25 protein-coding genes and 2 pseudogenes are annotated in these 25,852 nt (G+C 62.4%); 14 read left to right on the plus strand and 13 right to left on the minus strand.

What is annotated here, in order from left to right; translation table 11 throughout:
• Positions 1-317 precede the first annotated feature (317 nt).
• The 4 genes from HU752_RS08675 to HU752_RS08690 all read right to left on the minus strand — a co-directional run bounded on the left by HU752_RS08675 (position 318) and on the right by HU752_RS08690 (position 4,546).
• A complete protein-coding gene (locus HU752_RS08675) occupies positions 318-2,150 on the minus strand; it encodes an ABC transporter ATP-binding protein (RefSeq protein ID WP_186677914.1) in 1,833 nt (610 codons plus the stop codon).
• An 84-nt stretch (positions 2,151-2,234) separates the two neighbouring features.
• A complete protein-coding gene (locus HU752_RS08680) occupies positions 2,235-2,801 on the minus strand; it encodes a peptidylprolyl isomerase (protein WP_186677911.1) in 567 nt (188 codons plus the stop codon).
• Between the two features lie 3 nt (positions 2,802-2,804).
• Positions 2,805-3,608: an alpha/beta fold hydrolase gene (locus HU752_RS08685; protein WP_186677908.1), complete on the minus strand. Its 804-nt coding sequence runs from the start codon at positions 3,606-3,608 to the stop codon at positions 2,805-2,807.
• A 14-nt stretch (positions 3,609-3,622) separates the two neighbouring features.
• On the minus strand, positions 3,623-4,546 hold the full coding sequence (locus tag HU752_RS08690) for a PA3225 family LysR-type transcriptional regulator (protein ID WP_017903336.1): 924 nt from the start codon (positions 4,544-4,546) through the stop codon (positions 3,623-3,625).
• 49 nt (positions 4,547-4,595) lie between these two features.
• On the opposite strand from HU752_RS08690, the gene HU752_RS08695 reads away from it, so the two are divergent.
• The 3 genes from HU752_RS08695 to HU752_RS08705 all read left to right on the plus strand — a co-directional run bounded on the left by HU752_RS08695 (position 4,596) and on the right by HU752_RS08705 (position 7,030).
• Entirely contained in the window at positions 4,596-4,910 is a 315-nt protein-coding gene (locus HU752_RS08695) for a 3-phosphoglycerate kinase (protein ID WP_186677905.1), read from the plus strand.
• Positions 4,911-5,057: 147 nt separating this feature from the next.
• Entirely contained in the window at positions 5,058-5,657 is a 600-nt protein-coding gene (locus HU752_RS08700) for an FMN-dependent NADH-azoreductase (protein ID WP_186677902.1), read from the plus strand.
• A 503-nt stretch (positions 5,658-6,160) separates the two neighbouring features.
• The gene (locus tag HU752_RS08705; RefSeq protein WP_186677900.1) at positions 6,161-7,030 is read left to right on the plus strand and encodes a carboxylate/amino acid/amine transporter; all 870 of its coding nucleotides are present in this window, start codon (positions 6,161-6,163) and stop codon (positions 7,028-7,030) included.
• Between the two features lie 412 nt (positions 7,031-7,442).
• On the opposite strand, the gene HU752_RS08710 is transcribed toward HU752_RS08705, so the two are convergent.
• Together HU752_RS08710 and HU752_RS08715 are read right to left on the minus strand one after the other, a co-directional pair.
• Positions 7,443-7,889 carry a hypothetical protein gene (locus HU752_RS08710; RefSeq protein ID WP_186677898.1) on the minus strand — a complete coding sequence of 149 codons (447 nt, stop codon included), beginning with the start codon at positions 7,887-7,889 and terminating at the stop codon, positions 7,443-7,445.
• 90 nt (positions 7,890-7,979) lie between these two features.
• On the minus strand, positions 7,980-9,302 hold the full coding sequence (locus HU752_RS08715; protein ID WP_202894679.1) for an NAD(P)/FAD-dependent oxidoreductase: 1,323 nt from the start codon (positions 9,300-9,302) through the stop codon (positions 7,980-7,982).
• A gap of 419 nt (positions 9,303-9,721) precedes the next feature.
• On the opposite strand from HU752_RS08715, the gene HU752_RS08720 reads away from it, so the two are divergent.
• Positions 9,722-10,057 carry a hypothetical protein gene (locus tag HU752_RS08720; RefSeq protein WP_186677894.1) on the plus strand — a complete coding sequence of 112 codons (336 nt, stop codon included), beginning with the start codon at positions 9,722-9,724 and terminating at the stop codon, positions 10,055-10,057.
• A 192-nt stretch (positions 10,058-10,249) separates the two neighbouring features.
• Here the strand turns inward: HU752_RS08720 and HU752_RS08725 are convergent, their stop codons facing one another.
• Positions 10,250-10,903, minus strand: coding sequence for an LbetaH domain-containing protein (locus HU752_RS08725; protein ID WP_225920110.1), 654 nt, complete (start codon positions 10,901-10,903; stop codon positions 10,250-10,252).
• Positions 10,904-11,177: 274 nt separating this feature from the next.
• Between HU752_RS08725 and HU752_RS08730 the strand changes: the two genes are divergently transcribed.
• A complete protein-coding gene (locus tag HU752_RS08730) occupies positions 11,178-11,558 on the plus strand; it encodes an NUDIX domain-containing protein (RefSeq protein ID WP_225920111.1) in 381 nt (126 codons plus the stop codon).
• Positions 11,559-11,597: 39 nt separating this feature from the next.
• Here HU752_RS08730 and HU752_RS08735 read toward each other — a convergent pair whose 3' ends face one another.
• Complete coding sequence (locus HU752_RS08735) at positions 11,598-12,896, minus strand: mechanosensitive ion channel family protein (RefSeq protein WP_186677890.1); 1,299 nt, start codon at positions 12,894-12,896, stop codon at positions 11,598-11,600.
• A 195-nt stretch (positions 12,897-13,091) separates the two neighbouring features.
• Here HU752_RS08735 and HU752_RS08740 point away from each other — a divergent pair, with 195 nt between their 5' ends.
• The 5 genes from HU752_RS08740 to HU752_RS08760 all read left to right on the plus strand — a co-directional run bounded on the left by HU752_RS08740 (position 13,092) and on the right by HU752_RS08760 (position 17,943).
• Entirely contained in the window at positions 13,092-14,438 is a 1,347-nt protein-coding gene (locus tag HU752_RS08740; RefSeq protein ID WP_186677887.1) for a DEAD/DEAH box helicase, read from the plus strand.
• Between the two features lie 209 nt (positions 14,439-14,647).
• The gene (locus tag HU752_RS08745) at positions 14,648-15,772 is read left to right on the plus strand and encodes a merozoite surface protein 3b (protein ID WP_186677883.1); all 1,125 of its coding nucleotides are present in this window, start codon (positions 14,648-14,650) and stop codon (positions 15,770-15,772) included.
• A gap of 1 nt (position 15,773) precedes the next feature.
• Positions 15,774-16,097, plus strand: a complete 324-nt coding sequence (locus HU752_RS08750) for a DUF6384 family protein (protein WP_225920112.1) — start codon at positions 15,774-15,776, stop codon at positions 16,095-16,097.
• On the plus strand, positions 16,094-17,383 hold the full coding sequence (locus HU752_RS08755; protein WP_186677880.1) for a coiled-coil domain-containing protein: 1,290 nt from the start codon (positions 16,094-16,096) through the stop codon (positions 17,381-17,383). Before HU752_RS08750 ends, HU752_RS08755 begins: the two co-directional genes overlap by 4 nt.
• A 167-nt stretch (positions 17,384-17,550) precedes the next feature.
• On the plus strand, positions 17,551-17,943 hold the full coding sequence (locus tag HU752_RS08760; RefSeq protein WP_186677876.1) for a transcriptional regulator: 393 nt from the start codon (positions 17,551-17,553) through the stop codon (positions 17,941-17,943).
• A 60-nt stretch (positions 17,944-18,003) separates the two neighbouring features.
• Here HU752_RS08760 and HU752_RS08765 read toward each other — a convergent pair whose 3' ends face one another.
• Entirely contained in the window at positions 18,004-18,864 is an 861-nt protein-coding gene (locus HU752_RS08765; RefSeq protein ID WP_186677873.1) for a DUF6279 family lipoprotein, read from the minus strand.
• Between the two features lie 146 nt (positions 18,865-19,010).
• Between HU752_RS08765 and HU752_RS08770 the strand changes: the two genes are divergently transcribed.
• The 4 genes and pseudogenes from HU752_RS08770 (at position 19,011) to HU752_RS31895 (ending at position 21,753) form a co-directional block, all read left to right on the plus strand.
• Positions 19,011-19,847, plus strand: a complete 837-nt coding sequence (locus tag HU752_RS08770; protein ID WP_186677872.1) for a CvfB family protein — start codon at positions 19,011-19,013, stop codon at positions 19,845-19,847.
• Between the two features lie 284 nt (positions 19,848-20,131).
• Positions 20,132-20,896: pseudogene (locus HU752_RS32085) on the plus strand (PAS domain-containing protein); the annotation flags it as partial.
• A 117-nt stretch (positions 20,897-21,013) separates the two neighbouring features.
• Positions 21,014-21,445, plus strand: a pseudogene (locus tag HU752_RS32090) (methyl-accepting chemotaxis protein); the annotation flags it as partial.
• A gap of 176 nt (positions 21,446-21,621) precedes the next feature.
• A complete protein-coding gene (locus HU752_RS31895) occupies positions 21,622-21,753 on the plus strand; it encodes a PA1414 family protein (RefSeq protein WP_264083990.1) in 132 nt (43 codons plus the stop codon).
• 129 nt (positions 21,754-21,882) lie between these two features.
• Here HU752_RS31895 and HU752_RS08780 read toward each other — a convergent pair whose 3' ends face one another.
• The 4 genes from HU752_RS08780 to HU752_RS08795 all read right to left on the minus strand — a co-directional run bounded on the left by HU752_RS08780 (position 21,883) and on the right by HU752_RS08795 (position 25,849).
• On the minus strand, positions 21,883-22,122 hold the full coding sequence (locus tag HU752_RS08780; protein WP_186677870.1) for an acyl carrier protein: 240 nt from the start codon (positions 22,120-22,122) through the stop codon (positions 21,883-21,885).
• Positions 22,123-22,356: 234 nt separating this feature from the next.
• On the minus strand, positions 22,357-23,736 hold the full coding sequence (locus HU752_RS08785; RefSeq protein WP_186677869.1) for a sodium:solute symporter family protein: 1,380 nt from the start codon (positions 23,734-23,736) through the stop codon (positions 22,357-22,359).
• Positions 23,737-23,884: 148 nt separating this feature from the next.
• A complete protein-coding gene (locus tag HU752_RS08790; protein WP_186677868.1) occupies positions 23,885-25,384 on the minus strand; it encodes a purine-cytosine permease family protein in 1,500 nt (499 codons plus the stop codon).
• A 54-nt stretch (positions 25,385-25,438) separates the two neighbouring features.
• Entirely contained in the window at positions 25,439-25,849 is a 411-nt protein-coding gene (locus tag HU752_RS08795) for a YybH family protein (RefSeq protein WP_186677864.1), read from the minus strand.
• Between the last annotated feature and the right edge of the window lie 3 nt (positions 25,850-25,852).

Raw genomic sequence — 25,852 nt, forward strand, 5'->3', positions numbered from 1 at the left:
TTGCCCGCGCTGGGCTGCATGGCAGCCCCTGGACCAGCTACCTCGGTACATCAGGTAGAGCGGGGTGGTCGGTTTCAGGGCCGCTTCGCGCCCCAGCGCGGGCAAGCCCGCTCGCCACAGGAGGTCTGTTCCCCCAAGACAGGAGGTCTGCTCCCCAAGACAGGAGGTCTGCTCCCCAAGACAAGAGGTCTACTCCCCAAGACAGGAGGTCTGCTTCCCGCAACAAGAGGTGTGCTCGCCACAAGAGGCCTGTTCGTTACAAGAGGTTCGCTCGCCGCAAGAAAACCTCTGGTCTCAAACCTCTGCCTGTACAGGCCTCAGTCAATGCCGACGAAGCCACCGGTCTGGTGTTGCCACAGACGCGCATACAGGCCGCCCCGTGCCAGCAGTTCGGCATGGCTGCCAGTCTCGGCGATCCGGCCATGCTCCAGCACCACCAGGCGGTCCATGCGGGCGATGGTCGAAAGGCGGTGGGCGATGGCGATCACGGTCTTGCCTTCCATCAGCGTTTCCAGGCTTTCCTGGATCGCCGCCTCCACTTCCGAGTCCAGTGCCGAGGTCGCTTCGTCCATGATCAGGATCGGTGCGTTCTTGAGCAGCACGCGGGCAATGGCGATGCGCTGGCGCTGACCGCCGGAGAGTTTCACCCCGCGCTCACCGACATGCGCATCGAAGCCGGTGCGTCCCTCGGCGTCCGACAGCAGCGGGATGAACTCGTCGGCACGGGCCTTGAGCACCGCCTCGTAGAGCTGCGCGTCGCTGGCATCGGGCTTGCCGTAGAGCAGGTTGTCGCGAATCGAGCGGTGCAGCAGCGAGGTGTCCTGGGTGATCATGCCGACGCTCTCGCGCAGGCTCTCCTGGGCGACCTGGGCGATGTCCTGGTCATCGACCAGGATCCGCCCGCCCTGCACGTCGTACAGGCGCAGCAGCAGGTTGACCAGGGTCGACTTGCCGGCGCCGGAAGGGCCGATCAGGCCGATCTTCTCGCCCGGGCGAATGGTCAGGTTGAGGTCCGAGATCACCCCGCTGCGCTTGCCGTAGTGGAAGTCGACATGCTCGAAGCGTACCTCGCCACGACTCACCGCCAGGCGTGGCGCCTGTTCGCGGTCGGTGACAGTGATGGGCTGGGCGATGGTCTGCAGGCCGTCCTGGACCATGCCGATGTTCTCGAAGATGCCGTTGACCACCCACATGATCCAGCCGGACATGTTGACGATGCGGATCACCAGCCCGGTGGTCAGGGCGATGGCGCCGACCGATACCAGCGACTGTGTCCACAACCACAATGCCAGCCCGGTGGTGCTGACGATCAGCAGGCCGTTCATGCTGGTGATGGCGACGTCCATGCTGGTCACCACCCTTGACGCCAGCTGGGTCTTCTCGGTCTGCTCCACCAGCGCCTCGCGGGCGTACTGCTGCTCGAAATGGGTGTGGGCGAACAGCTTCAGGGTGGTGATGTTGGTATAGCCGTCGACGATCCGCCCCATCAGCTTGGAGCGCGCGTCGGAGGACTCCACCGAGCGCTGCTTGACCCGCGGCACGAAGTAGTAGAGCGCGCCGCAGTAGCCGGCGAGCCACAGCAGCAGTGGGATCATCAGGCGCCAGTCGGCCTCGACGAACAGCACCATGGCGCTGATCACGTAGATCAGCACGTGCCACAGCGCGTCGACCGCCTGCACGGCGGAGTCGCGCAGCGAGTTGCCGGTCTGCATGATGCGCTGGGCGATGCGTCCGGCGAAGTCGTTCTGGAAGAAATTCAGGCTCTGGCGCAGCACGTAGCTGTGGTTCTGCCAGCGAATCAGGCTGGTCATGCCGGGGCTGATGGTCTGGTGTACCAGCAGGTCGTGCAGGCCGAAGAAGATCGGCCGCAGCACCAGCGCGACCACTGCCATCCACAACAGCTCGCCGCCATGCACCGAGAAGAATTGGGTATTGGGGGTGACCTGGGCGAGGTCGATGATCCGGCTCAGGTAGCTGAACAGCGCCACTTCGATCAAGGCGGCGAACAGCCCGACGATCAGCAGGGCGACGAAGCTCGGCCAGACCTGGCGCAGGTAATAAAGGTAGAAGGGCAGGACCTTGTTGGGAGGCGCGGCGGTGGGCGCGTCGCGGAAGATATCGATCAGTTGTTCAAAGCGACGATAGAGCATGGGATCTGGTGCCCGTCGATCGGGCTCTCCTTGAAGGTGACGCAGAGCCGGCCGAGGCTTCCTGCCCACGGCCGGCTGCCGCCGTTAGTCGATGCGCTTGGCCGACTTGATGTAGACCGGGTCCACGGGTACGTCCGACATGCCACCACGGTTGGTGGTCTGCGAGTTGACGATGATGTCGACCACGTCCATGCCCTTGACCACCTTGCCGAACACCGCGTAGCCGGCATCGCGGCCCGGGTCGAGGAAGTCATTGTCCTTGACGTTGATGAAGAATTGGCTGGTGGCCGAGTTCGGGTCGGAGGTGCGGGCCATGGCCAGGGTGCCACGGACGTTGTGCAGGCCGTTGCTGGCTTCGTTCCTGATCGGGTCGTTGGTTGGCTTCTGGCTCATCTGCGCGGTAAAGCCGCCACCCTGGGCCATGAAGCCCGGGATCACCCGGTGGAAAATCGTGTTGTTGTAGAAACCGCTGTCAACGTAGGACAGGAAGTTCTTGGTACTGATCGGCGCCTTGACCGGGTCCAGTTCGATTTCGATGGTGCCGTTGGTGGTCACCAGTTGCACGTGAGGCGCCTTGGCTGCCTCGGTGGCGGCCATCAGGTTGGCGGCGAACAGGACGGAGCCGGTGAACAGGGCGATTTTTTTCAGCATGGTTCAGTGATCCTGGGTGGTGGTTTCGACTGCGCTCAGAAACTCGAGCAGGGTCCGGTTGAAGACCTGGGGTTGGTCCAGTGGGGTAGCGTGACGGGAGTCGTTGATGACTACCAGTCGGGCATCGGGAATAAGTTTGACATAGCTTTGCTTGAGCGAGACCGGCGTGTAGTCGCGGTCGGCGCTGACGATCAGGGTTGGACAGGTGATCGCCGACAGTCGTTCCTGAACGCCCCAGTCGACGATGGCATCGAAGCTGGCGAGGTAGGCGCGCTTGTCGTTCCTGGCCCAGCGCTCGGTCATCTTGCGGCGCAATTCGGCCTGTTCCGGCTTGGGAAAGAGCATCGAGCCCAGGGCCTTGCCGATGCTGTTCAGGCTCAGCAGGCGCGCCAGGCTCCAGCGCTTGGCCCACTGCCAGTAATCGTTGGCGGTGCGGACCTTGACCTCAGGCGCGCTGTTGACCACGCACAGGCTGCGAAGCAGCCGGGGGCGGTCGACGGCCAGCTGGAAACCGATCATGCCGCCCATCGACAGGCCCACCAGGTGCGTGGGGCCCAGCTCCAGGTGTTCGATCAGGGCCACCACGTCGGCGGTGAAACCGGCGATGCTGTAGCGCTGGCGTGGCTTGTCGGAGCGGCCGTGGCCGCGGATGTCGACGACGATCACCCGATAGCGCTCGGCCAGGACCGGCACCTGCAGTTCCCAGTCCAGGCCACTGGAGCCCAGCCCGTGGACCAGCAGAACCGGCGTGCCCTCGCCGTGTTCCTCGTAGTGCAGCCTGCAACCATCGTGTTCGAAATAGGCCATCGGTCAACGTCCTGTCAGGCTTGCAGGGGAGCGGCAAACGGTGCATCCAGCGGTGCGGTGTCGAAGGTGCGCAGCAGTTCGACGAGAATCTGCGTGGCCGGCCCCAGGGGTTTGTCCTTGTTCGAGTACAGGTAGAACGCCGGGTGGCGACTGCCGCCCTGGTCCAAGGGTAGTTGCTTGAGCAGGCCTTCGCGGATTTCCCGTTCGATCAGGTGGCGCGGCAGCCAGGCGAAGCCCAGGCCATTGCCGACGAAGCTGGCGGCGGTGGCCAGGCTGCCGACGGTCCAGCGCTGTTCGGCGCCGAGCCAGCCGACGTCCCGTGGCTGCTGGCGGCCGGAGTCGCGGATCACCACTTGCAACTGGCTCTCCAGGTCCTGGAAGGTCAGTTGTCGTTGCAGACGGTGCAGGGCGTGTTCCGGGTGGGCGACGGCGACGAACTCTACCGTGCTCATTTCCGTACCCAGGTAGCCGCGAATATTGACGCTGCTGATAGCGAGGTCGGCGACGCCCTCGAGCAGTACCTCCTCGACCCCGGACAGTACTTCTTCACGCAGGCGAACGCGGCAGCCGCGGCTCTGCGGCATGAACGCGGTCAGCGCGCGGACCAGCCGGGCGTTGGGGTAGGCGGCATCGACCACCAGCCGCACCTCGGCCTCCCAGCCTTGCTCCATGTGGTGCGCCAGGTCCTCGAGCTGGCTGGCCTGCTTGACCAGTTGCCGCGAGCGTCGCAACAGCACCTCGCCGGCTTCGGTCAGCACCGCCTTGCGCCCGTCGATACGCAGCAGCGGCACGCCGAGCTGATCCTGCATGCGGGCCACGGTATAGCTGACGGACGACTGCGAGCGGTGCAGGGCTTCGGCCGCCTGGGCGAAGCCACCATGATCGACCACGGCCTGCAGCGTTCGCCATTGATCGAGGGTCACGCGGGGCGCTTTCAAGTTGGGTTCCTCTTGTCCTAAGCTGGCGGTCCACATTGGAGACCGCCGAATGAGAAAGTTCTGTTGTGTGTTGCTGGCCTTGCTACCGCTCAGCGCCTTTGCCTACCCGATCGATGTCGAGAAACAGCTCAATGGCCTGAGCATCGACTACACGGCCCATGACACCGACCAGGACATCGGCTCCCTCCAGTTGAACAACTACGGCAAGACCGACGCGCTGTGCCGGGTAGTGTTCACCAATGGCCCCGAGGCGCCGAAGACCCGCCAGGTGGAGGTGCTGGCCGGTAAAAGCGTGAACGTCACCGCCAAGTTCAACCGCAAGATCATCCGGCTGCGGATGAACCTCAGTTGCACGGCGAAATGACACCACCGTTCCATTACCGATAAGCATGCGCCTTCTATGAACAAATTTATAGATAGGTTGAAGCAGATTTTTCCGCTTTTTAATCGATATCGTCCTGTTTAATCTTTGCTCCATCGACTTAACGCATTCACCGATGGAGCACTTCCCATGTCCCGCGTACTGATCATCGAAAGCAGCGCCCGCCAGCAAGACTCGGTTTCCCGTCAGCTGACCCAGCAGTTCATCAGCCAATGGAAAGCCGCGCATCCCGCCGACGAGATCACTGTGCGTGACCTGGCGCAGAACCCGGTGCCACACCTGGACAGCAACCTGCTGGGCGGCTGGATGAAACCGCAGGAACAACGCAGCGCGATCGAGCAGGCTTCCCTGGAACGTTCCAACGAGCTGACTGACGAACTGCTGGCGGCCGACGTGCTGGTGCTGGCCGCGCCGATGTACAACTTCGCCATCCCCAGCACCCTCAAGGCCTGGCTGGACCACGTGCTGCGTGCCGGCGTGACCTTCAAGTACACCGAAACCGGGCCGCAGGGCCTGCTGACCGGCAAGCAAGCCTACGTGCTGACCGCGCGTGGCGGGTTGTACGCCGGTGGCACCAACGACCACCAGGAACCCTACCTGCGCCAGGTGCTGGCCTTCATCGGCATCCATGACGTGGACTTCATCCATGCCGAAGGCCTGAACATGGGCGGCGACCTGCACGAGAAGGGCCTGAACCAGGCGAAAGCCCGCCTGGCCCAGATCGCCTGAGGTCTTAATCTTCAGCTAATCGCGAAGGGGTTAACTGTCTGCAAGTTCTTCAAACAGCCCCTTCAAGTTGTTTGCGCATCGAACCTCCCTTTGCACTGGTTGCTCCTGAGTGCATGTAACCCGATCCGGCCCCCGTGCCCGATCGGGTTTTTTTATGGCCGCGCGCCGGAAAAGCCGTTAAGGTCGCCGCCATTCATTTTGTGCGAAATTCCTGATTCCCCTGGCTTGACACCACTCCTGTAGGAGCCGGGCTTGCCCGCGAATGGGCCCTCAAGGCCGCTAGGCTGTGTGTGAAATTGTTTGAAACGCGGGTTAGCAAGGCAAAAACCGGCGAGGAACGACCGGGGGCGCGCCCGACTTGACTGGTTGTCAATGAGCATTCCGAGCCGGTTTTTAACGCCGCATAACCAAGTTTCAAGCGATTTCATACATAGCCTGAAAGCTTCGCGGGCAAGCCCGGCTCTCACAGAGGTTGTGTTCGGCCACAACATCTACGAGGCCTCATGGGTTACCTGCTTATCGTCACGCTGATCCAGGCGTTTTCCTTCAACCTGATCGGCGAATACCTGGCCGGTCACGTCGACAGCTATTTCGCGGTACTGGTCCGGGTGGTACTGGCCGGGTTGATCTTCATCCCGCTGACCCGCTGGCGCCAGGTGCCACCGGCGTTCATGCGCGGCATGCTGCTGATCGGCGCTCTGCAGTTCGGCGTCACCTACGTTTGCCTGTACCTGAGCTTTCGCGTGCTGACGGTGCCGGAAGTCCTGTTGTTCACCATCCTCACGCCGTTGCACGTGACCCTGATCGAAGATGCCCTCAACCGGCGTTTCAACCCGTGGGCGCTGGTCGCGGCCCTGGTGGCGGTCAGTGGTGCGGCGGTGATCCGCTATGACCGGATCAACCCGGACTTCTTCATGGGCTTCCTGCTGCTGCAACTGGCCAACTTCACCTACGCTGCGGGCCAGGTCATGTACAAGCACCTGGTCGCACGCCATCCGAGCGACCAGCCGCACTACCGGCATTTCGGCTACTTCTTCCTCGGGGCGTTGGCGGTGGCGTTGCCGGCCTTCCTGCTGTTCGGCAAGGCCCATTACCTGCCGGATGGCACTGCGCAGTGGCTGGTGCTGGTGTTCCTCGGCCTGGTCGCCACGGCGTTGGGCATGTACTGGTGGAACAAGGGGGCGTGCCTGGTCAACGGTGGCACCCTGGCGGTGATGAACAACCTGCACGTTCCGGTTGGGCTGTTGATGAATCTGCTGATCTGGAACCTGCACGAAGATCTGCTGCGCCTGTTCGTGGGCGGTGGTGTCATCCTGGCTGCGGTCTGGATCAGCCGCTTGGGCGTGCGCCGATCTGACACTCATTGTGCATAAGCGCACTGTCCCCTGTAGGCGTGCTCGTTCCCACGCTCCGCGTCACTAGTGTCCGGTAAAAACCGAAAGGGGCACGCCGCAGCCTTTGTGGCGAGCGGGCTTGTCGGGACGTTGCACCGCCGCGCTCGGCTGCAAAGCAGCCGTAACCCCGCTGATGCATCGCGTTGACCGGATCTGGGGGCGCTCCGCGCCCCAGCGCAGGCAAGCCTGCTCGCCACATTGGTCCGTGGTGCAACTAGGTGATTTGATCGTTCCCACGCTCCGCGTGGGAATGCAGCCCGTGACGCTCTGCGTCACAAGAGCGGACGCCGAGCGTCCAGAGAGGCATTTCCACGCAGTACGTGGGAACGATCGGCGGTAGTCTGCTGCGGGCGGCGCTTCAGGGAGATTTGCAGTGCAGGCCCTGAATCGATCACGCCGGGTGGATCATGACGTTGATCCGCCGCCGCTCGATGACCTTGAGCGCGCCGGCGCCGCCGGTGAGCTTGTCGAAGGTGACGGTCACATCCGCGTTTTTCGCCGGGCTGGGCTCGACCTTGATGACCTGGTAGGTCTTGCCATCCACGACTTCGGTCGCGGCAGCGTCCTGGAACTTGATCGTTGCGGCATCCGACGTGCTGGCGACCCAGGTTTCACCCTGCTTGACCATCAGTTTTGCACGGTAGGCATCGCCGGCGACGCTGTGGAAAGTGCAGCCATCGAAGGCTTCAGTCTGCGTCTCGCAGTACGGTGCCTTGGCTCCCGGGCGCAGCGGATTCTCGATCGCATAGGCAACGTCTTCGGCTTTGCCGGGTGGGTTGGCGAAGGCGTAGCTGCAGGCCAGGGCGCTGATGAGACTGATGGAAAGTTTGCTGATCATTGCAGGCATCCTCAAGTGATCGACACTTGAACCCGCGCACGGCTGGCCGACGCGGGTTCGACTGTCTCTTCAATAAAACCCCTCGGGGTCTCAGGCTTCGAGCCCGGCGCGGGCCTGGCCGGTACGCAGCGTGAAATTCACGCCGATCGACAGCGCTGGTTCCGGCGGATTCCAGTTCGGCTTCGGTGCCGCCAGCAGGAACTCGGTCAGGCTCTCGTTCTTGCCTGCCAGCATGTTGGCCAGCAACGTGCCGGTAGCGGTGCCACGGACGGTGCCCAGGCCGTTGCAACCCAACGCGCCGTAGACGTTCTCGCGCAGTTGGCCGAAGAAGCCCTGGCCGTTGCGGGTCATGGCCAGGCCGCCACCCCAGGTGTGTTCGAACTCGACATTGGTCAACGTCGGGAAGCGCCGTTCGAAGGACAACCGGTGGGACTGGCGAACCTTGTCGGTGTAGCCCGGCTTGTGGCGACCATCAGGGTTGAAGCTGAAGCTGTTGCGCACCAGGATCCGGTTGTCGTGAGTGCGGCGCAGGGTGCTGCCGAACGGATCGGCCGGGATCACGCCCCAGAAGTCCTTGCCGCCGATGCTGGCCTGCTCGGCCGCGGTCAGTGGGCGGGTCAGGCTGCCGTAGGTGAAGATCGGCAGCATGCGGCCCTGCAGGAAGCCGAAATACTGGCCGAAGGCGTTGTTGGCGAGGATCAGCTTGTCGGCGATGATCCGGCCGGTCGGGTGGTGCAGGGTGGTTTTCTGACCGTAATCGACCGCGGTGATCGGCGTGTCTTCGTACAGCTTGACGTTCTCCGGCAGGCTGTCGGCCAGGCCTTTGACCAGCGCCGATGGCTGGACCAGCATGGTGCCCGGGGTGAACAGTGCCTTGCGGTAGAACGAGGTGCCGATGTGCTCCTTCAGCTCGTCGCCCTCGATGAGCTGCACCTTCTCGCCGAGTTTCTCCAGGCCGCCACGGTAGGCGTTGAGCACCGCGATGCCCTTGTCCTCGATGGCCGCCTGGTACTTGCCGGAGTGGCGCAACTGGGCGTCGACGATGTTGTGCTGCTCCACCAGGTCACGAAGGATGTGCTGGCCGCGCTGGTTCAGCGCCAGGATGTTCTTGGCGTTGGCCTGGTCACCGATGTAGTCCGGTGCGCCGATGTCGTGGGGCACGTCGATGAGGAAGCCGGCGTTGCGCCCCGACGTGCCGAAACCGACCTGCTGGGCCTCGACGAGGATGACCGTGTCATTGGGGAAGTTCAGCGCCAATTGGCGGGCTGCCGCCAGGCCGGTGAAGCCACCACCGATCACCACCCAGGGAGCCTGGGCATCGCCAATCAGTGGCGGGCGCGGCTGACGCAGGCGGCTGGTGTGGAACCAGCCGGGGGAGGAGTCGTCGCTGGGCAGCGAACCGATGCGCTGCAGGCTGTCCGGATCGCTTGGCAAACCATCGGACAGCAGCGACGCCGCGCCCCCGGCTGCCACGATACCGGCACCTACGCCAGCGCCAATCAGTAGATTTCTTCGTGAGACGGTCATTTCAGGTTAACTCTGAGAGGAGGGAAAACTTTTCAAACGTCGCCAGGCACACGGTTTCTGGCGATGCGCCGCGCTCTGGGCAGCTGAATGTGTTGATGTGGATCAATGAATTCACAATGTATACATAATGTATAATTGTGAGTTGGCACAGTCAAACCTTTGCTGGCGTGCCCGGGCTTGAGCGGTTTTGGCCTTCGCTGTCGGTGTCGGTTTGGTGATGTCGGAGGGTGGGCAGTCTGTCCGGAACGGAGCCTGCAGCGGTTTTGCCCTGTCGATATTGGAAAGGGTAGAGAGGGGGAGCATCCATGTGGTATCCACAGACTCCAGACGGTCGATACTTCGTGGTCAAGGACCGGCTTTGGCGGTGTTCCAATCCCGCGCTGCCGGAATCGCTGCGCCAGCAGCATGTGAACGAACTGATGCAGGCGCGGCGAGACGTGAAGCAGGCGATGGGCAACGACGATGCCCATGCGCTGAAGGTTGCCAGGGCACGGGTCGATGCGGCGAAGGTGGCGCTAGGCGAACGCGGCGCGCCCTGGTGGACCGATGGGAGCCCGGACTACAACCGGCACAACGTCATGCGAACGCCCTATGCGCAGTGGTACCGGTCGTTGAGTGCAGCGGCGGATGGCAGTTCGTAGTGTGCGAAGGCGTAGCCGGCCGTTTGGGGATTCATCGTTTCCTGTGGCAGGTTCGGGGTGACCTTGAACATGGCAAATCTCCAACCCGGTGGTTGGAGCCGTCACTCCATCCCTCCAGATACGATTCCCGACTCCAGAATGAGGGAGCCTCAAACTGTTTCGAGAGTGGGAATGCTTTCCGGTATTGAGAGCTTAAAACCTGAAAAAATCTTCGATGATGTTTCGCTTCAGTGGCTTGCAGACAACCGATTCTCTTCCGGAGAAAACCATGCAGCGGCCCGGTATATCGTTGTTCACTACGCTCACGCCTTGGGCGATGATCGAGTGGTCGGCAATGTTGCAGCCGCCAATGATCGCTGAGTTTGGGTACATGATGACCCCTTCTCCCAGTGAAGGCGCCGCACCGTGGTTTTTGCCTACTGTTGAATTCTGATAGATGACCAGGTAGTTACTGTAGTTTGCCTTCGCCAGAACAATACCTGTCGAGTGCCCGATGAAGAAGATGTCCGGCATGGCTATCTCGTAAAACATGTCGATGCCATTCAACAGCTTGTTCAGCAGGAAAAGCTTTGTAGGAACTTCAATTTCTCGAGTGTTGCGCCAGATGGTGTTGGCCAGGAAATAAAGGTAGGTACAGTACTGGGAAGAATGCAGGTAGTTGAAACTGTCCTGCTCCCAGGTTTTCACCGCGTTGATGCAGTGTCGCAATCTCGCCAGGGCCTCATCGATATGTTGTTCGATAACGCCTTTGATAGGGGCGCTTCTTCCGTCTGGAAAAAAGACAGTCAGTTGTCCGGTAGTAAAATCAATCAGCTCACGGCGACTGCTATTAACGAGATTCATCATATTCTTCAGCTATGGTGTTGCCTGCCAACAGGGCATTCATCTTTATCCGTGTCCTGTTGGAAAGCAAGTGGCCTGCTCCGCGTCAAGGCATGCTCTTGATCTGGCTGCTAGGTTGGGCGAGAGGTCGGATCGCGTTTTCGGCGAAGCTGCAAGCGGGCAAGCAGGTCGCTTCCGGCCGTCATCCAATCGACATCTTGAACCATTACGCTCGGACGAGGCTCTTTCAATAGACGTCAGTCCGGCCACTGATTTCGAGATGACCCCCATGAAGGCAATGGACACTGCTACAGCCAAAAGGAAAGGTATCAAGCTCCGGGCGACGGTGATCTACCGCAAGGACGGGGAGGTGCTTTTCGTACGCAAGCGCAATTCCAAGTGGAACCTGCCCGGCGGCACCGTCGAACACGATGAAACGCCCTTGCAGGCCGCGCATCGGGAGATGGCCGAGGAGACGGGCCTGGCATTCGACGAGCTGCGCTACATCTCCGAATTCCGCGAGGCCAAGGTCATCCACTACCTGTTCGAGGCCCGCAAGACCGCTTCGAAACCTCGCCCTTGCAACGAAATCGAGGCGTGCCGCTGGATCAGCGCCCGGCAGGTTTCCAAGCGCCGGGTGCGGCGCCCGATCAAGACCCTCCTCAAGCGCTGCGCCTGAGCAGGACAGGCGAGGCCTCCGGGCCTCGCCGCCGTGCCGCTACAGCGCCCGGCTCTGCGGCTCCGGAATATGGCTGGCCCCCAGCAACGCCGGCAACATCCCCGCGCGCAGGTCGCCGCCACTCGGCTGCTGGTAGAGGCTCAGGCCGAACTCCGGCAACACCGCCAGCAGGTAATCGAAGATATCTCCCTGGATGCGCTCGTAGTCGGCCCACACCGTGGTGCGGGTGAAACAGTAGATTTCCAGCGGCACGCCCTGGGCGGTGGTCTGCATCTGGCGGACCATGCAGGTCATGCCCTGCTGGATTTCCGGATGGTTCTTGATGTACGCCAGGGCATAGGCGCGGAAGGTGCCAAGGTTGGTCATGCGCCGGCGGTTGGCCGACATCGCGGCGACGTTGCCCTGGGCCTCGTTCCAGGTTTTCAACTCGGCCTGCTTGCGCCCTATGTAGTCGGTGAGCAGGCGTACCTGAGTCAGGCGCTGTTCCTCGTCGTCATGCAGGAAGCGGATGCCGCTGGCGTCGATGAACAGGCTGCGCTTGATCCGCCGTCCACCGGACTGCTGCATGCCGCGCCAGTTGCGGAACGACTCGGACATCAGGCGCCAGGTCGGGATCGAGACGATGGTCTTGTCGAAGTTCTGCACCTTGACCGTGTGCAGGGTGATGTCCACCACGTCGCCGTCGGCGCCGACCTGCGGCATCTCGATCCAGTCGCCGACCCGCAGCATGTCGTTGCTGGTCAACTGCACGCTGGCGACGAACGACAGCAGGGTGTCCTTGTAGACCAGCAGGATCACTGCCGACATGGCGCCCAGACCGGACAGCAGCAACAGCGGCGAGCGATCGATCAGGGTGGCGACGATGACGATGGCGCCGAGCACGAACAGCACCATCTTCGCCAGTTGCACGTAGCCCTTGATCGAGCGTGTGCGGGCATGTTCGGTGCGTGCGTAGATATCCAGCAGGGCGTTGAGCAGGGCGCTCAGCACCAGCATCTGGAACAGGATGGTCACCGCCAGCGCGGCGTTGCCGAGGAACAGCAGGCCGGTCTTGCCCAGGTTCGGCACCAGGTACAGGCCGAACTGGATCACCAGTGACGGGGTCATCTGCGCCAGGCGGTGGAACACCTTGTTCTGGCGCAGGTCGTTGAGCCAGTGCATCGCCGGTTGCCGGCCCAGCAGGCGGGTGGCGTGCAGGATCAGGTAGCGCGCCAGCCGGCCGAGCAGCAGCGCGACGACCAGCAGCAGGGCCAGCGCCAGCCCGGTATGCAGCAGGGGATGTTGGTCGAGGGCGCCCCAGAGGTCCTGGGCGCCGATCCAGAGCTTTTTGATTTCCATGGGGATAAGGATTCTTCTGCAGGAAATGGCGGGGAGGGATTAGAGCATTTAACCGGGTGAAGATGACCGTTGAAGACACGTGCGTTCACAAAAACGTCACTGTTTATCGGCGGTTGTGCAAAGAAACTCGGCCTCGGCGCCGGAAACCGTTAACCTATGCAGCTGATATTTTGCATTTCTTCGAGGTCAGCCCCCGTGTTTTCCCAATTCGCCCTGCACGAACGCCTGCTCAAAGCCGTGGCCGAGCTTAACTTTGTCGAGCCCACCCCGGTGCAGGCAGCGGCCATTCCGCTCGCGCTCGAAGGGCGTGACCTGCGGGTGACGGCGCAGACCGGCAGTGGCAAGACCGCCGCGTTCGTCCTGCCGATCCTGCACCGCCTGATCGGCCCGGCGAAGATCCGCGTCAGCATCAAGACCCTGATCCTGCTGCCGACCCGCGAGCTGGCCCAACAGACGCTGAAGGAAGTCGAGCGCTTCTCGCAGTTCACCTTCATCAAGTCCGGCCTGATCACCGGCGGTGAGGATTTCAAGGTGCAGGCCGCGATGCTGCGCAAGGTGCCGGACATCCTGATCGGCACCCCGGGCCGCCTGATCGAGCACCTGAACGCCGGCAACCTGGACCTCAAGGAAGTTGAAGTGCTGGTGCTCGACGAAGCCGACCGCATGCTCGACATGGGCTTTGCCGACGACGTGCAGCGCCTGGTCGACGAGTGCGCCAAGCGCCAGCAGACCCTGCTGTTCTCCGCCACGACCGGCGGTTCCGGCCTGCGCGAGATGATCGCCAAGGTGCTGAACAACCCCGAGCACCTGCAGCTCAACGCCGTCAGCCAACTGGCCGAGAACACCCGCCAGCAGATCATCACGGCCGACCACGACCAGCACAAGGAACAGATCATCAACTGGCTGCTGGCCAACGAGACCTACGAGAAGGCGATCATCTTCACCAACACCCGGGTCATGGCCGACCGGATCTACGGCCGCCTGGTCGCCCAGCACTACAAGGCGTTCGTGCTGCACGGCGAGAAGGACCAGAAGGACCGCAAGCTGGCCATCGACCGTCTCAAGCAGGGCGCGGTGAAGATCCTCGTCGCCACCGACGTCGCCGCTCGCGGCCTGGATGTGGATGGCCTGGACCTGGTGATCAACTTCGACATGCCGCGTAGCGGCGACGAGTACGTACACCGAGTCGGCCGTACCGGTCGCGCCGGCAACGACGGCCTGGCGATCTCGCTGATCTGCCATGGCGACTGGAACCTGATGTCGAGCATCGAGCGTTACCTCAAGCAGAGCTTCGAGCGCCGCACCATCAAGGAGGTCAAGGGCACCTACAGCGGGCCGAAGAAGGTCAAGGCGTCGGGCAAGGCTGCCGGTACCAAGAAGAAAAAGACCGATGCCAAGGGCGACAAGAAGAAGTCGGCGGCCAAGACGCCAACCAAGCGCAAGACCGCCAACCGGCCGAAGAGCGATGCGCCGAAGCTGGTCAGCCAGGATGGCATGGCGCCGCTCAAGCGGCGCAAGCCACAGGCCTCGGCCGGCGAGTAACCGCCAGTCGGCCGGTTGAAACCGATGCACCCACCAATGCCCCGCCTGCCGGGGCATTGGCGTTTCATGGGGTTCGCTCAGGCGCTAGTAGCATTTTGCTAAAAGATCGGCGCGGACAGTGGCGCTGGGGTTATCGCGCTCTGTAGTATTTCCCGCTCACGTCAGCAGGATGATGGAGCCCTGGACGGCTCCACATAGGGAATATGCTCATGAACTACCTCGAACGCTCCATGTCCGCCTTGCGCTCCATCGGCATTACCTTTCCTGACCAGAATGCCCCGGTGCTGGCGCTGCTGGACCAGGTTGCGGTGTATGACAGCACGCGCGTCACCAATATCGCGGCCACCCTGCAACAGTCCACGGTGTTCAACGCCGCGATCCGCGACAAACTGCAGGGCATGGACATCAGCACCCGCTACGCCGATATCGCCAGCAGCTTCGACTCGATCCAGAGCGATGCGCGGCAGATGCTTGAGTGGATGGCCGACGGCAAGCTGCAGTTCTCCGAACGTATCCAACTGGCCTGGTTGAACATGCGCCGTGGCTCGATCCCGGACCGTTTCGAGAAGATCCGCACCACCTACCTCGATGTGGCCAAGTCGGCCAACGAGCAGATTCGCCTGGAAACGCTGATCCTGGATTCCTACCAGGACTATCGCCTGGCGATGAAGACCGCCGAGGTCGATGCCAGCGAAGTGCAGAAGATCGCCCAGGGCAGGATGGATGCCCGGCGCCAGGCCCTGGCCGACGCCACTGCCGCTCTGGAAGGCGAGCTGGAAGCCCCGGAGCGTTCCAAGCGCGAGCTGGCGCGGGACGTGGCCTTGCGTGATTTGCAGGACGAGGACAAGCGTTTCCAGATCATCACCGACATCGCCGACCAGCTCAAGGCCGGCTACAACGCCGCGGAGCTGGTATTCGCCCGCCTGAGCCAGTATCACTCGGTCAAGGAGCGGCTGTACCAGCGCGCGGTGAGTTTCTTCGCCACCAACGAGATCGTGTTCACCGGCCTGGCGGCGGGTTTTACCGCATCCGGCGGGTTGGCCGAGGTGACCAACACCCTCAATGCGATGAACGATGGCATCAACACCAGCCTCGAGGTCCAGGCCAAGGTCGGTGGCGACCAGCTCAATGCCGCGCTCAAGGCCGGCTATGGCACCACCCTGAAAGTCAGCTCGGTCAGGGCCCTGGCCGATGCCGTGGTCGACTTCCAGGCCAGCAGCCTGAATCTGATCCAGGAGCTGCGCAAGGAGTCCACCGCCGCCTCCGCCGAGATCGAATCGATCACCGAGGACAGCAAGCGTCGGTTCACCGCGCTGCTGCAGAAGGGGCTCTGACGTGAGCGGCGTCCCTCTCTCCGAGATGATGGGGGCGATGGCCCTTGTCGATGAGTTGCGCTACAGCAAGGCCGAGCTGCAGAAGCATCTCGACCTGCCGCTGCAGCGCCAGCAGATTGCCGAGCGGATTCGCGAGTACTACCGTGCCCGCAACATGGAGGTCGATGACGCCGTGGTCGACGAAGGCGTGCGCAGTTTCTTCGTCAACCGCCTGACCTACCAGCCGCCTTCGATCGGGCCGTTGTCCCGGCGGCTGGCACAGGCCTATATCAACCTGGGGCGCCGCCTGCGGCTGGTGCCCACGGCCCACCAGGAGGACCGATGAACGCGAGCAGCATACTGGCATCGCTGAACGAGAACTCCCGGCGATACGAATACGAACTGCGCAAGTTCCAGTTGGAGCTGTCCAATGCCCACGATCAGGAGCTGCGCCTGCAGCAGGAGATCGGCAGGATCTTCCCGCAACTGGCCGGGCACCAGTTGGCCGGTGGTGCGACGATCTCTGGCGAGGTGCAGCTTGTGCTCGACCAGCGTACCCAGGACGAGGCCGGGTTGCGTCAGCAACTGGTGCAGGTCGAGCAGGGTATCGCCGCCCAGGCCGAGGCGCTGGCCCGCATGGTCGAGGAGCTCGAAGAGGCGGCCACCTCGCTCGAGCGCAAGCTGGAACAGGACCCACGTTACCTGCAGCAGCTTGCCTTGCATGAGCAGGCGGTGGCGCAGTGCAGCGATGCGGCGCGTTCCTACAAGGAGCTGCGTGCCGAGTGCAGCCGCAAGCTGCCGGCGTTTCAGACCGATCCGTTCTATCTCTATCTCAAGGCCCGTGGTTTCGGGACTGACGGCTATTCCAGCTGGGCCTTGTGGCGCACGCTTGACCGCTGGCTGGCCAAACTGTGCAATTTCAGCGAGAACCATGCCTCGGAGCGTACGCTGCTGGCCATGCAGGAGGCCAATGAGGCGGCCAGTTGGCAGCGCGATACCAACCGCGGCATACAGGAGGCCGAACTGGCACGCCTGCAGCAGGAGATACTGGCGACGGTCGACCTGACGACGTTGCAGAAGCGTCGCCAGCAGGCGCAGAAGGAACTCGATGCCGGCAAGGCCGGGGCCAATGTCCTGCACGGGCGCCTCGACCAGTTCGTCAATCGCCGGGATCCGTACTTCGCCAAGGCCTCGGAGCTGCTGGCCAGGCAATTGGCCGAGATGAGCAACGTGACCTTGGAACGCCTGGCCGGGCAGACCACCGGCACCGCGGATGATCGGTTGGTGCTGCACCTGCGTGACCTGCGTACCGAACTGGACGAGTTGCGCGTGCGCATCCCGCTGCTGGAGATGCGTTGTCGGGATGCCACCAGCGACTACGAGCGGGCCAAGCAGCTCGAGCGCGACATGCAGGCGGATGAGCATGTCAGCAATCAGTACAGCTACTCCGAGGAGATCGATCTGCCAAAGCTGATGTCCGGTTTCATGCGGGGCGGTATCTCCCTGGACCAGGTGCAGCAGCAGGTGGAGCGGCATCGCAAGGCCGCCAAGGTGGTGTCCGGCGAGACGACCACCCGCAGTTTCAGCTTCAGTTTCACGTCGAGCAGTTCCTCTGGCTCCAAGCGCAAGTAGCGGCTGGCTGGCATGTCCGGGTGCAGACGGGGGGCAGCTTGGGCTGCCCCCTGTCGTTTCCGCCCGACGGTCGTCGCGCTGGGGGAATCCGGCTGAACGGCGCTGGTTGTTGCCTGTCACTAGTGGGAAGGGAGACTTTTCCTATCACAGTGGGAGGTTGTATCAGGATGACGACTTATAACTGGGAACTGATCGAACGTCTGCTCCACGAGGTGCAGAACAGCGCCGGCCACAACTTCGCCCCGCGGGCCTATGCCGAGCAGCATGCCACGGCCCAGGCAGCGGCGGGCGAGCCACCGGGCAATCTCGATGCCCTCAAGGCCCTGGCCGCCGATTACGAGCGCCTGCTGCTCAAGAACGGCTTCATTGCGCCGCGCCCGGAAGAGGAAGGCGGCAATGGCGAGAACTTCGTGCTGACGCCGCGCGGTTCCAGCCTGCTGAGCCTGATCGACAGCAGTATTCCCGGCAATGACCACCCTCGGTTGGTGCTGGATGACCAGCAGGATGCGCTGGATCCGCAGGTGTTCGATGAGGTGGCGTCCAAGGCGCAGATCGCCTGAGGCTTCAGCGGATTTGTCGTCTGGGGGGCTCATTCGCGAATGGGCCGTCCAGCCATGCACCTAACCGTCCTTCAGGCATTTCAACTCGCTGAAATCGCGCCGCAGATCGGTAATCCGCTTCAGCAGCAACGCTCGCTGGGTCGGGCTGCTTTCGGCCACCAGATCGACTATCAGGCTGCGGGTTGCCCGTTCGGTATGGGCGTAGGCCTGTCGATACTCGGCGGTCCAAAAACTGTCCTGGTGTTGCAGCAACTGCGCGATCCGCTGCTCGAAGTCGGCATTCTGGCGCTCGGCGACCGCCTCGCTCAGTTGCGTCTGCCAATAGGCCCGGTTGGCGATCCACAGGCGGTTCTGTTCACCCAGGGTCGTCGACCAGGCGATCACCCGCTGCTGCTGGCTCAGGCTCAGCGGGCCGATCCAGGCCTTCAGGCGCTTGCTCATCCGTTCGCCGCGATCACGGATCTGCTCGTCCAGCGGCGGCGCGACATACTCGGCCTGGCGTTCGCGCTGTTCCTTGGCGAAGGTTTCGTTCATTTCCGCCACCTGCCGGTCGTCCAGGCCCTTGAGCAGTTCGATGGCTGACGGGGTGATTTCCCGGGCGACCTGGGCAATCGCGGCCCGGGCTTCGGCGGTACGCGCCTGCAAGTGGGCGTCATCGACCTGGCCGTTCTCGACCATGGCCTGCACGCGGTCCAGCCACTGCAGGTAGCCGGGCAATTGCGTGGTGCAGTGCCATTGCAGGTGTTCCTTGAGGCGCTCGTTGAGCCAGCCTTTCTGCTCGCGATGCATGTCGATGTAGTCGCCGAGGGTCCAGGGGATGATCACATCGAGGTTGCGATAGGCCAGGCCGATCCGGGTACAGGCGGCGATCGCCAGGCTCAGGGCCAGGCAGCAGAGCAGTAGGGCGCGTCGGCACGGCATGAGCGGATCCTTGCTGGGGCGTTATCCCCATAGAACACCGTATGGGCTGGCGGTTCAATGCAAAGATGGCGGCTTTGGCCCGGCGCGGCTGAAACAGCCCGGCCAAACTCGGGTAGAATGGCGGCCACGCAATGAGGGTATCGGAAATGGCTTTAGTCGGGCGCTTCAACAGCTTGCAAGTGGTCAAGCACACTCACTTCGGTTTGTACCTGGATGGTGCGCAGGATGGCGAGATTCTTCTGCCCAATCGCTATATCCCCAAGGATGTTCCCAGCGAGGACGAGGACTGGCTGAACGTCTTCATCTACCTGGACAGCGACGACAAGCTGATCGCCACCACCGAGACCCCGAAGGTCCAGGTCGGCGAGTTCGCCAGCCTCAAGGTCAAGGAGGTCAACAGCATCGGCGTGTTCCTCGACTGGGGCCTGTCCAAGGACCTGCTGCTGCCGTACTCCGAGGAAAAGCGCCAGCTCAATGCCGGCGACTACTGCGTGGTGCATGTCTATCTCGACAAGCACACCCGTCGTATCACCGCCACCGCGCGGCTGGATCGCTACCTGGACAAGACCCCGGCCAACTACAAGGTCGGCCAGGAAGTCGACCTGCTGGTGGTCGAAACCACCGACATGGGCTACAAGGCCATTATCAACAACAAGCACTGGGGCCTGATCCACAAGAACGAGGTGTTCAAGTTCCTGCGCTCCGGCAAGCAGGAAAAGGGCTACATCAAGCAGATCCGTGCCGACGGCAAGATCAGCCTGAGCCTGCAGCCGGTCGGTGAAGAGGCCGCCGGTAGCCTGAGCGCGAAGATTCTCGCCAAGCTGCGCGAAAGCAACGGCGTGCTGGCGGTCAGCGACAAGAGCGACCCTGCGCTGATCAGTGATCTGTTCGGAGTCAGCAAGGGCAACTTCAAGAAAGCCATCGGTGCACTCTACAAACAGGGCCAGATCGTCATCCATGCCGATCGCATCGAACTGAGCTGACCCCCATCGCCAAGGCTCCGGCATTGTCCCCGGCGCCTTGGCGCTCATGCGCAATCCCGCCGGTTTCGGGCCGATAAACCTCGTGTCCACTCTCTTTCGGCAAGTTTTCCCGAACTCAGCTATGTTTTTCCTTACTACGCCTGAACGGTTCGGGCCGGTGACGGGTGGCTGTCGGTTTTTCGAGCAATCTGCGGCGCCGGCTTGCCGGCGACGAATGGTCTCAGCGATTGCTCGAATGTACCGATAGTCTTGGAATAGCGGGGCAAAAAGGGATTCTTGCAGTCATGTTCAATTCTCATCTGAAGAAGATACTTGAGAGCAAAGAAGAAGAGCTTTTCGAGCTGAAGCAGTTGTTCCACGGCATGACCGCTGAAATGATCTCGGTAGTGCTCGATCCGCAGTTTCGTGTCATCGACTTCAATCAGCGTTTTCTCGACCTGCTGGGCTACAAGGCCGAGCAGATGAGGGATCGCCCGCTGGATAATTTCGTTCCGGCCTACGTCAAGAACCTGCCCTGTTTCCACAACCTGCAAGCCGCCGTGGCCAAGGGCGTATCGGTCAGTGACAACTACCGGTTCCTGCGCGCCGATGGCAGCCTGGCCTGGTTGCACGGCAGTTGGCAGCCAGTGAAGAGCGAGAAGGGCGATCTGCTGCATATCCAGTGTTTTGCCCGTGATGTCACCCATACGGTCGAAACCATGAAGGAGAACGAGGCCTTCATCCAGGCGTTGCTGCGTTCGACGGCCGTGATCGAATTCACCCTCGGTGGCGAAGTGATCACGGCCAATGACCAGTTCCTGCGGGCCATGGGCTATTCGTTGCCGCAGATCGTCGGCAAGCACCACCGCATGTTCTGCTCGACCGAGGAGGCCAACTCCAGCCAGTACCAGGCGTTCTGGGGCCGGCTCAACCGCGGGGAGTATGTCGCCGATCGCTTCATGCGCCTTGACAGCCAAGGTCGGGAGGTCTGGCTGGAAGCAACCTACAATCCGGTGCATGACGCCCAGGGCCAGTTGTACAAGGTGGTCAAGTTCGCCAACGTGGTGACCGACCAGGTGGTGCGTGAGAAAGAGGTCGGCGAGGCGGCAGTCATCGCCTACGGTATTTCGCAGCAGACTGACACCACGGCGCAGCGCGGTGCTTCGGTGGTGAAGAACACGGTGGCGACCATGCAGGAAATCTCCGAGGAGATGCAGTCGGCCTCGGAAGGTATCGAGGCGCTGGGCAAGCAGTCGATGTTGATCACCTCGATGGTCCAGACCATTGGCAGTATCGCCGCACAGACCAACCTGCTGGCGCTGAACGCGGCGATCGAGGCCGCCAGGGCCGGCGAGCAAGGGCGCGGTTTCGCGGTAGTGGCCGACGAGGTCCGGCAACTGGCCGGGCGCACCAGCGCCGCCACCGAGGAAATCGTCACGGTGGTTCAGCAGAACCAGAAGCTGGTGGACGAGGCGGTACGGGACATGTCCACCAGCCGCGTCAAGGCCGAGCAGGGCTTGTCCCTGGCCAACCAGGCCGGTGAGGTGATCGTCGAGATCCAGGACGGCGCCAAGCAGGTGGTGGGTGCGGTAGGGCGTTTCGCCAACCAGCTGAAGTGACTGCCCGACTACGCCGTTGGGCAGGAAAACCGGGGCTTCTGGCCGGGTTTGTAGCTTTTTGCCATGATTTAGCGTAATGAAGGTTGTGCAAAGGAAGCATTGAACAGGACTTGGAGCTATGATCTGTTTGAGGCGGCTAAGAACCACGTCGCTCGCATTACCCTGAAGGGGGCTTTATGAAAGACAAACTGCAAACCTGGCTCCATGACCTCGGTGTCGCCCTCGGCCTGATCGAGCCCCCGCTGCAACCGGTGCCGATCCGCACTGACGACGACCGCCGTCGTCGGTCCCAGCCGCCACGCCGCTAGGCGCTTTCAGGCTCACGACCTCCTCCTGAACCGGGTAACGGGTACCGTTCGCGGTGCGAGGCAGGGTACGACGCGGGTCGTACCCTGTTGCGAAACCGCGAGGATCCGCGTTGGCCCGGGGCCCGATCCTCAGGCAGCTCGGGTTTTCGCGTAGATAAAACGACTCAAGTCTTCGATCGTGTTGATACCGCGCAGGTCTCGCTTGATATCCAGTTGCACGTGGAATTGGGCTTCCAGTTCATGGAACAGGGCGGCGATATCGAGGGAATAGCTGTGTTCTTCAGCGTGGGAGGGATCTTGCAGCCATTTCATCGACAATTGCTGTTCAATGGAGTGGCAGATCTGTTGATGGATCTCGGACCTGTTCATGATGGCCTCGCAGGAAAGGATAGGGTTGTGGCTCCCTTTCCCAGGGCATTGCGATGGCTGTCATGAGCATGACACCAGCGATCCTTGTACCTTTGGACTAATGCCTAAGGCAGTCGCTAAGTGCCAGTACAGCACAGGTTGGTCAAAAAGCATCCAACCATTGGTCGGAGAGTGGCGACCGGCAAAAAAACGGATGCGACAACCGACGTCGCACCCGCTGAAGTAAACGCAGTATCAGATAGCGCTGGCCACGGTCGCCGGGCGACGCGACATCAGGCTGATGACGATAAAGCTGACCAGGCCGACGGCCAGGCTGTAGTAGATCGGCGTGTTGGCATCCAGGCCGTCCTTGAACATGAACACCAGCGCGGTGACGAAGCCCAGGGCCATGCTGCCGATGGCGCCGGCCGTGGTGGCGCGTTTCCAGTAGATGGCACCGATCAGTGGGATCAGCATGCCGCCGACCAAGAGGTTGTAGGCCAGGGTCAGGGCGCTGATCACATCGTTCACCACCAGGGCGATCGCCAGTACCACCAGGCCGGTCAGGCAGGTGAACAGACGGTTCAGGCCCAGGCTCGATGGCTTGCCGCCGCGCAGCTTGGGCAGCAGGTCTTCGGTCAGCACGGTGGAGGCGGCCAGCAGGCCGGCGCTGGCGGTGGACATCATCGCCGCCAGGGCGGCGGCAATCACCAGGCCACGGATGCCATCCGGCAGCGACAGCTTGACGATGGCGGCGAAGGCGTTGTTCACGTTGTCCAGGTTCGGGATCAGTACGTGGGCGGCCATGCCGATCAGCGCACAGGCCAGGCCGTAGGCGATGCAATAGACCCCGGCGACGCTGCCGGCGTACTTCGCGACCTTCTCGTCCTTGGCGGTGAACACCCGTTGCCAGATGTCCTGGCCGATCAGGATGCCGAAGAAGTAGATCATGAAGTAGGTGATGATGGTGTCCCAGCCGATGGTGGTGAAGCTGAAGCTGGCGGCGGGCAGCTTGCTCACCAGCTCATCCCAGCCGCCGACGCGGTATAGGCAGATTGGCAGCAGGATGAACATCAGGCCGACGGTCTTGATGATGAACTGGACGATGTCGGTCAGGGTCAGCGACCACATGCCGCCAATGGTCGAGTAGACCACCACCACGCCACCACCGAGCAGTACCGAGACCCAGAACGGCAGGCCGAACAGCACTTGCAGCACGGTGCCGATGGCCAGGGTCGAGGTCACGCCGATCATCAGCGCATAGGCGAGCATGATCACCGCACTGGCCTGGCGGGCCAGGGGGGTGTAGCGCTTTTCCAGCACCTGGGTGACGGTGTAGATCTTCAGCTTGAGCAGCGGTTTGGCGAGGAACAGGTTCAGCGCGATGATGCCGAAGCCCAGCGCCGCACACAGCCAGAAACCGGAAATGCCGTGGACATAGCCCAGGCGCACGGTACCGACGGTGGACGCACCACCCAGCACGGTGGCGGCCATGGTGCCCATGTACAGGGTCGGGCCGAGGTTGCGGCCGGCTACCAGGTAGTCTTCGTTGGTCTTGGCCCTGCGCATTCCGTAGTAACCGAGCAGGAGCATGCCAGCGGCATAAATGAGTACAACCAATAAATCAAGGGCCATGACGGCGTGTCTCCGATTGTAGTTTTTATGGTGAAACAGTAGTGGGGTGGCTGTTGTGGGAGCCGGCTTGCTGGCGATCGCCAGCGGTCAGCGGACATCTTCGTTGACTGACACACCGCTATCGCCAGCAAGCCGGCTCCTACAAAGGTCAGGCCGTTTGCTGTGCCGCCGGGCTCGCCCCCTGGCTGCGCGGATCGTTCGGCCCGTAGACCGCTGGCGATTCCGGGAACAGGCTCAGCAGTAGCAGGTACATCAGTGCCGACAGCCCCAGGGTGATCGGCAGGCTGATGTCGATGCCATCGGCCAGGTTGCCCAGTGGGCCCACGAACTGCCCCGGCAGGTTGACGAAGCACAGGCCGACCAGCGCGCTGGGGATCCAGGCGCCGAGGCCGCGCCAGTTCCAGCCGTGGTTGAACCAGTAGCGACCACCGGTCTCGCCTCGGGTGAAGACTTGCAGGTCATCCGGGCAGTAGTAGCCGCGACGGACCAGCAGGCCGATCAGCATGATCACCATCCACGGGGTGGTGCAGGTGATGATCAGCACGGCGAAGGTCGACACGCTCTGTACCAGGTTCGCCGCGAAGCGTCCGATGAAGATGAAGGCGATCGACATGATCCCGATCAGCAGGGTCGCCTTGACCCGCGACAGCACCTTGGGGAACACGCTGGACATGTCCAGGCCAGTGCCATACAGCGAGGTGGTACCGGTGGACATGCCGCCGATCACCGCGATCAGGCACACCGGCAGGAAGAACCAGCTCGGCGATACGGCCAGCAGGCCACCGACATAGTTGTTCGCCGCGATGTAGTCCGGAGCCTTGACCGCGACGATGGTGGCGGTGGCGAGGCCGAACAGGAACGGGATCAGGGTGGCGAGCTGCGCGGCGACCACCGCCAGCAGGATCTGCCCCTTTGGCGTTTCGCGCGGGATGTAGCGTGACCAGTCGCCGAGGAACGCACCGAAGGAAATCGGGTTGCTCATCGCCACCAGTGCCGAGCCGATGAAGGCGGCCCAGAACCCGGCCTGGCCGAGGGCCACGGTGCCGGCGAAATGGCTGTCGAAGGCTGGAGCGAAGGCGAAGATGCCCAGTAGGAACAGCAGGCTGGCCGCCCACACGGCGATGCGGTTGACCCACAGCATGAAGCGGAAGCCGTAGATGCATACCGTCAGCACCAGGATCGCGAACAGGCCGTAGGCCAGGCCCAGGGTCAGGTCGGTTTCCGGCAGGTCGATCAGTCGCTTGGCGCCACCGATCAGGGCGTCGCCCGAACTCCAGACCGACAGCGAGAAGAACGCGATGGCGGTCAACAACGACAGGAACGAGCCGACGATCCGCCCGTGGACACCGAAGTGTGCGCCGGAGGACACCGCGTTGTTGGTGCCGTTGATCGGTCCGAACAGGCCCATGGGGGCGAGGATCAGTGCGCCGACCACCACGCCCAGGACGATGGCCCAGACGCCCGCCTGGAAGGACAGGCCGAACAGCACCGGAAAACTGCCGAGCACGGCGGTGGCAAAGGTATTGGCGCCGCCGAAGATCAGGCGAAACAGGTCACCGGGCCGGGCGTCGCGTTCGTTGTCGGGGATCTGTTCGACCCCGTTGGTTTCAATGCTGCTAAGGCTTTTGTCGTTGTTGTTGTTATTCATGATCGCTCCGATCACTGCGGCGCCCCCGTCTTGTGCGGGGGCTGCCGATGTTGGCTAAGGGGAGGGCAGTCCTTGGGGTGTCGCTGACAAATGTTCATGGCAGGCCAGCCAGTGGCCCTGTTCTTGTTGTTTGCGAAACACGATGGTTTCGCGTTCCTGGCTGAAGAGATGCTCCCCTTGCAGACGCAGCTCGGTGGCCACGTCATGGATGAAAATCGCCACGTCGCCCTGCAGGCTGACGAAGGCGTTGCTTGAGGTGCACGAGAGCACTTCGAAGCCATCCTTGGCACGCCACTCATCCCACAATGCCCGGTAGGCATCGCGCGACAGCAGCGGTTGTTCGAGCGTATGGAAGACGAAGCTGGCGTCGGCGCTGAAAGCGCCAAAGTAGGCTTCGCGATCGTTGGCGGCAAAGGCGGCTACCAGTTCGGCAGCGGCCTTCAGAACCTGGTCATGGTCGTTCATGGT

Source organism: Pseudomonas vanderleydeniana (assembly GCF_014268755.2).
Lineage (GTDB): Bacteria > Pseudomonadota > Gammaproteobacteria > Pseudomonadales > Pseudomonadaceae > Aquipseudomonas > Aquipseudomonas vanderleydeniana.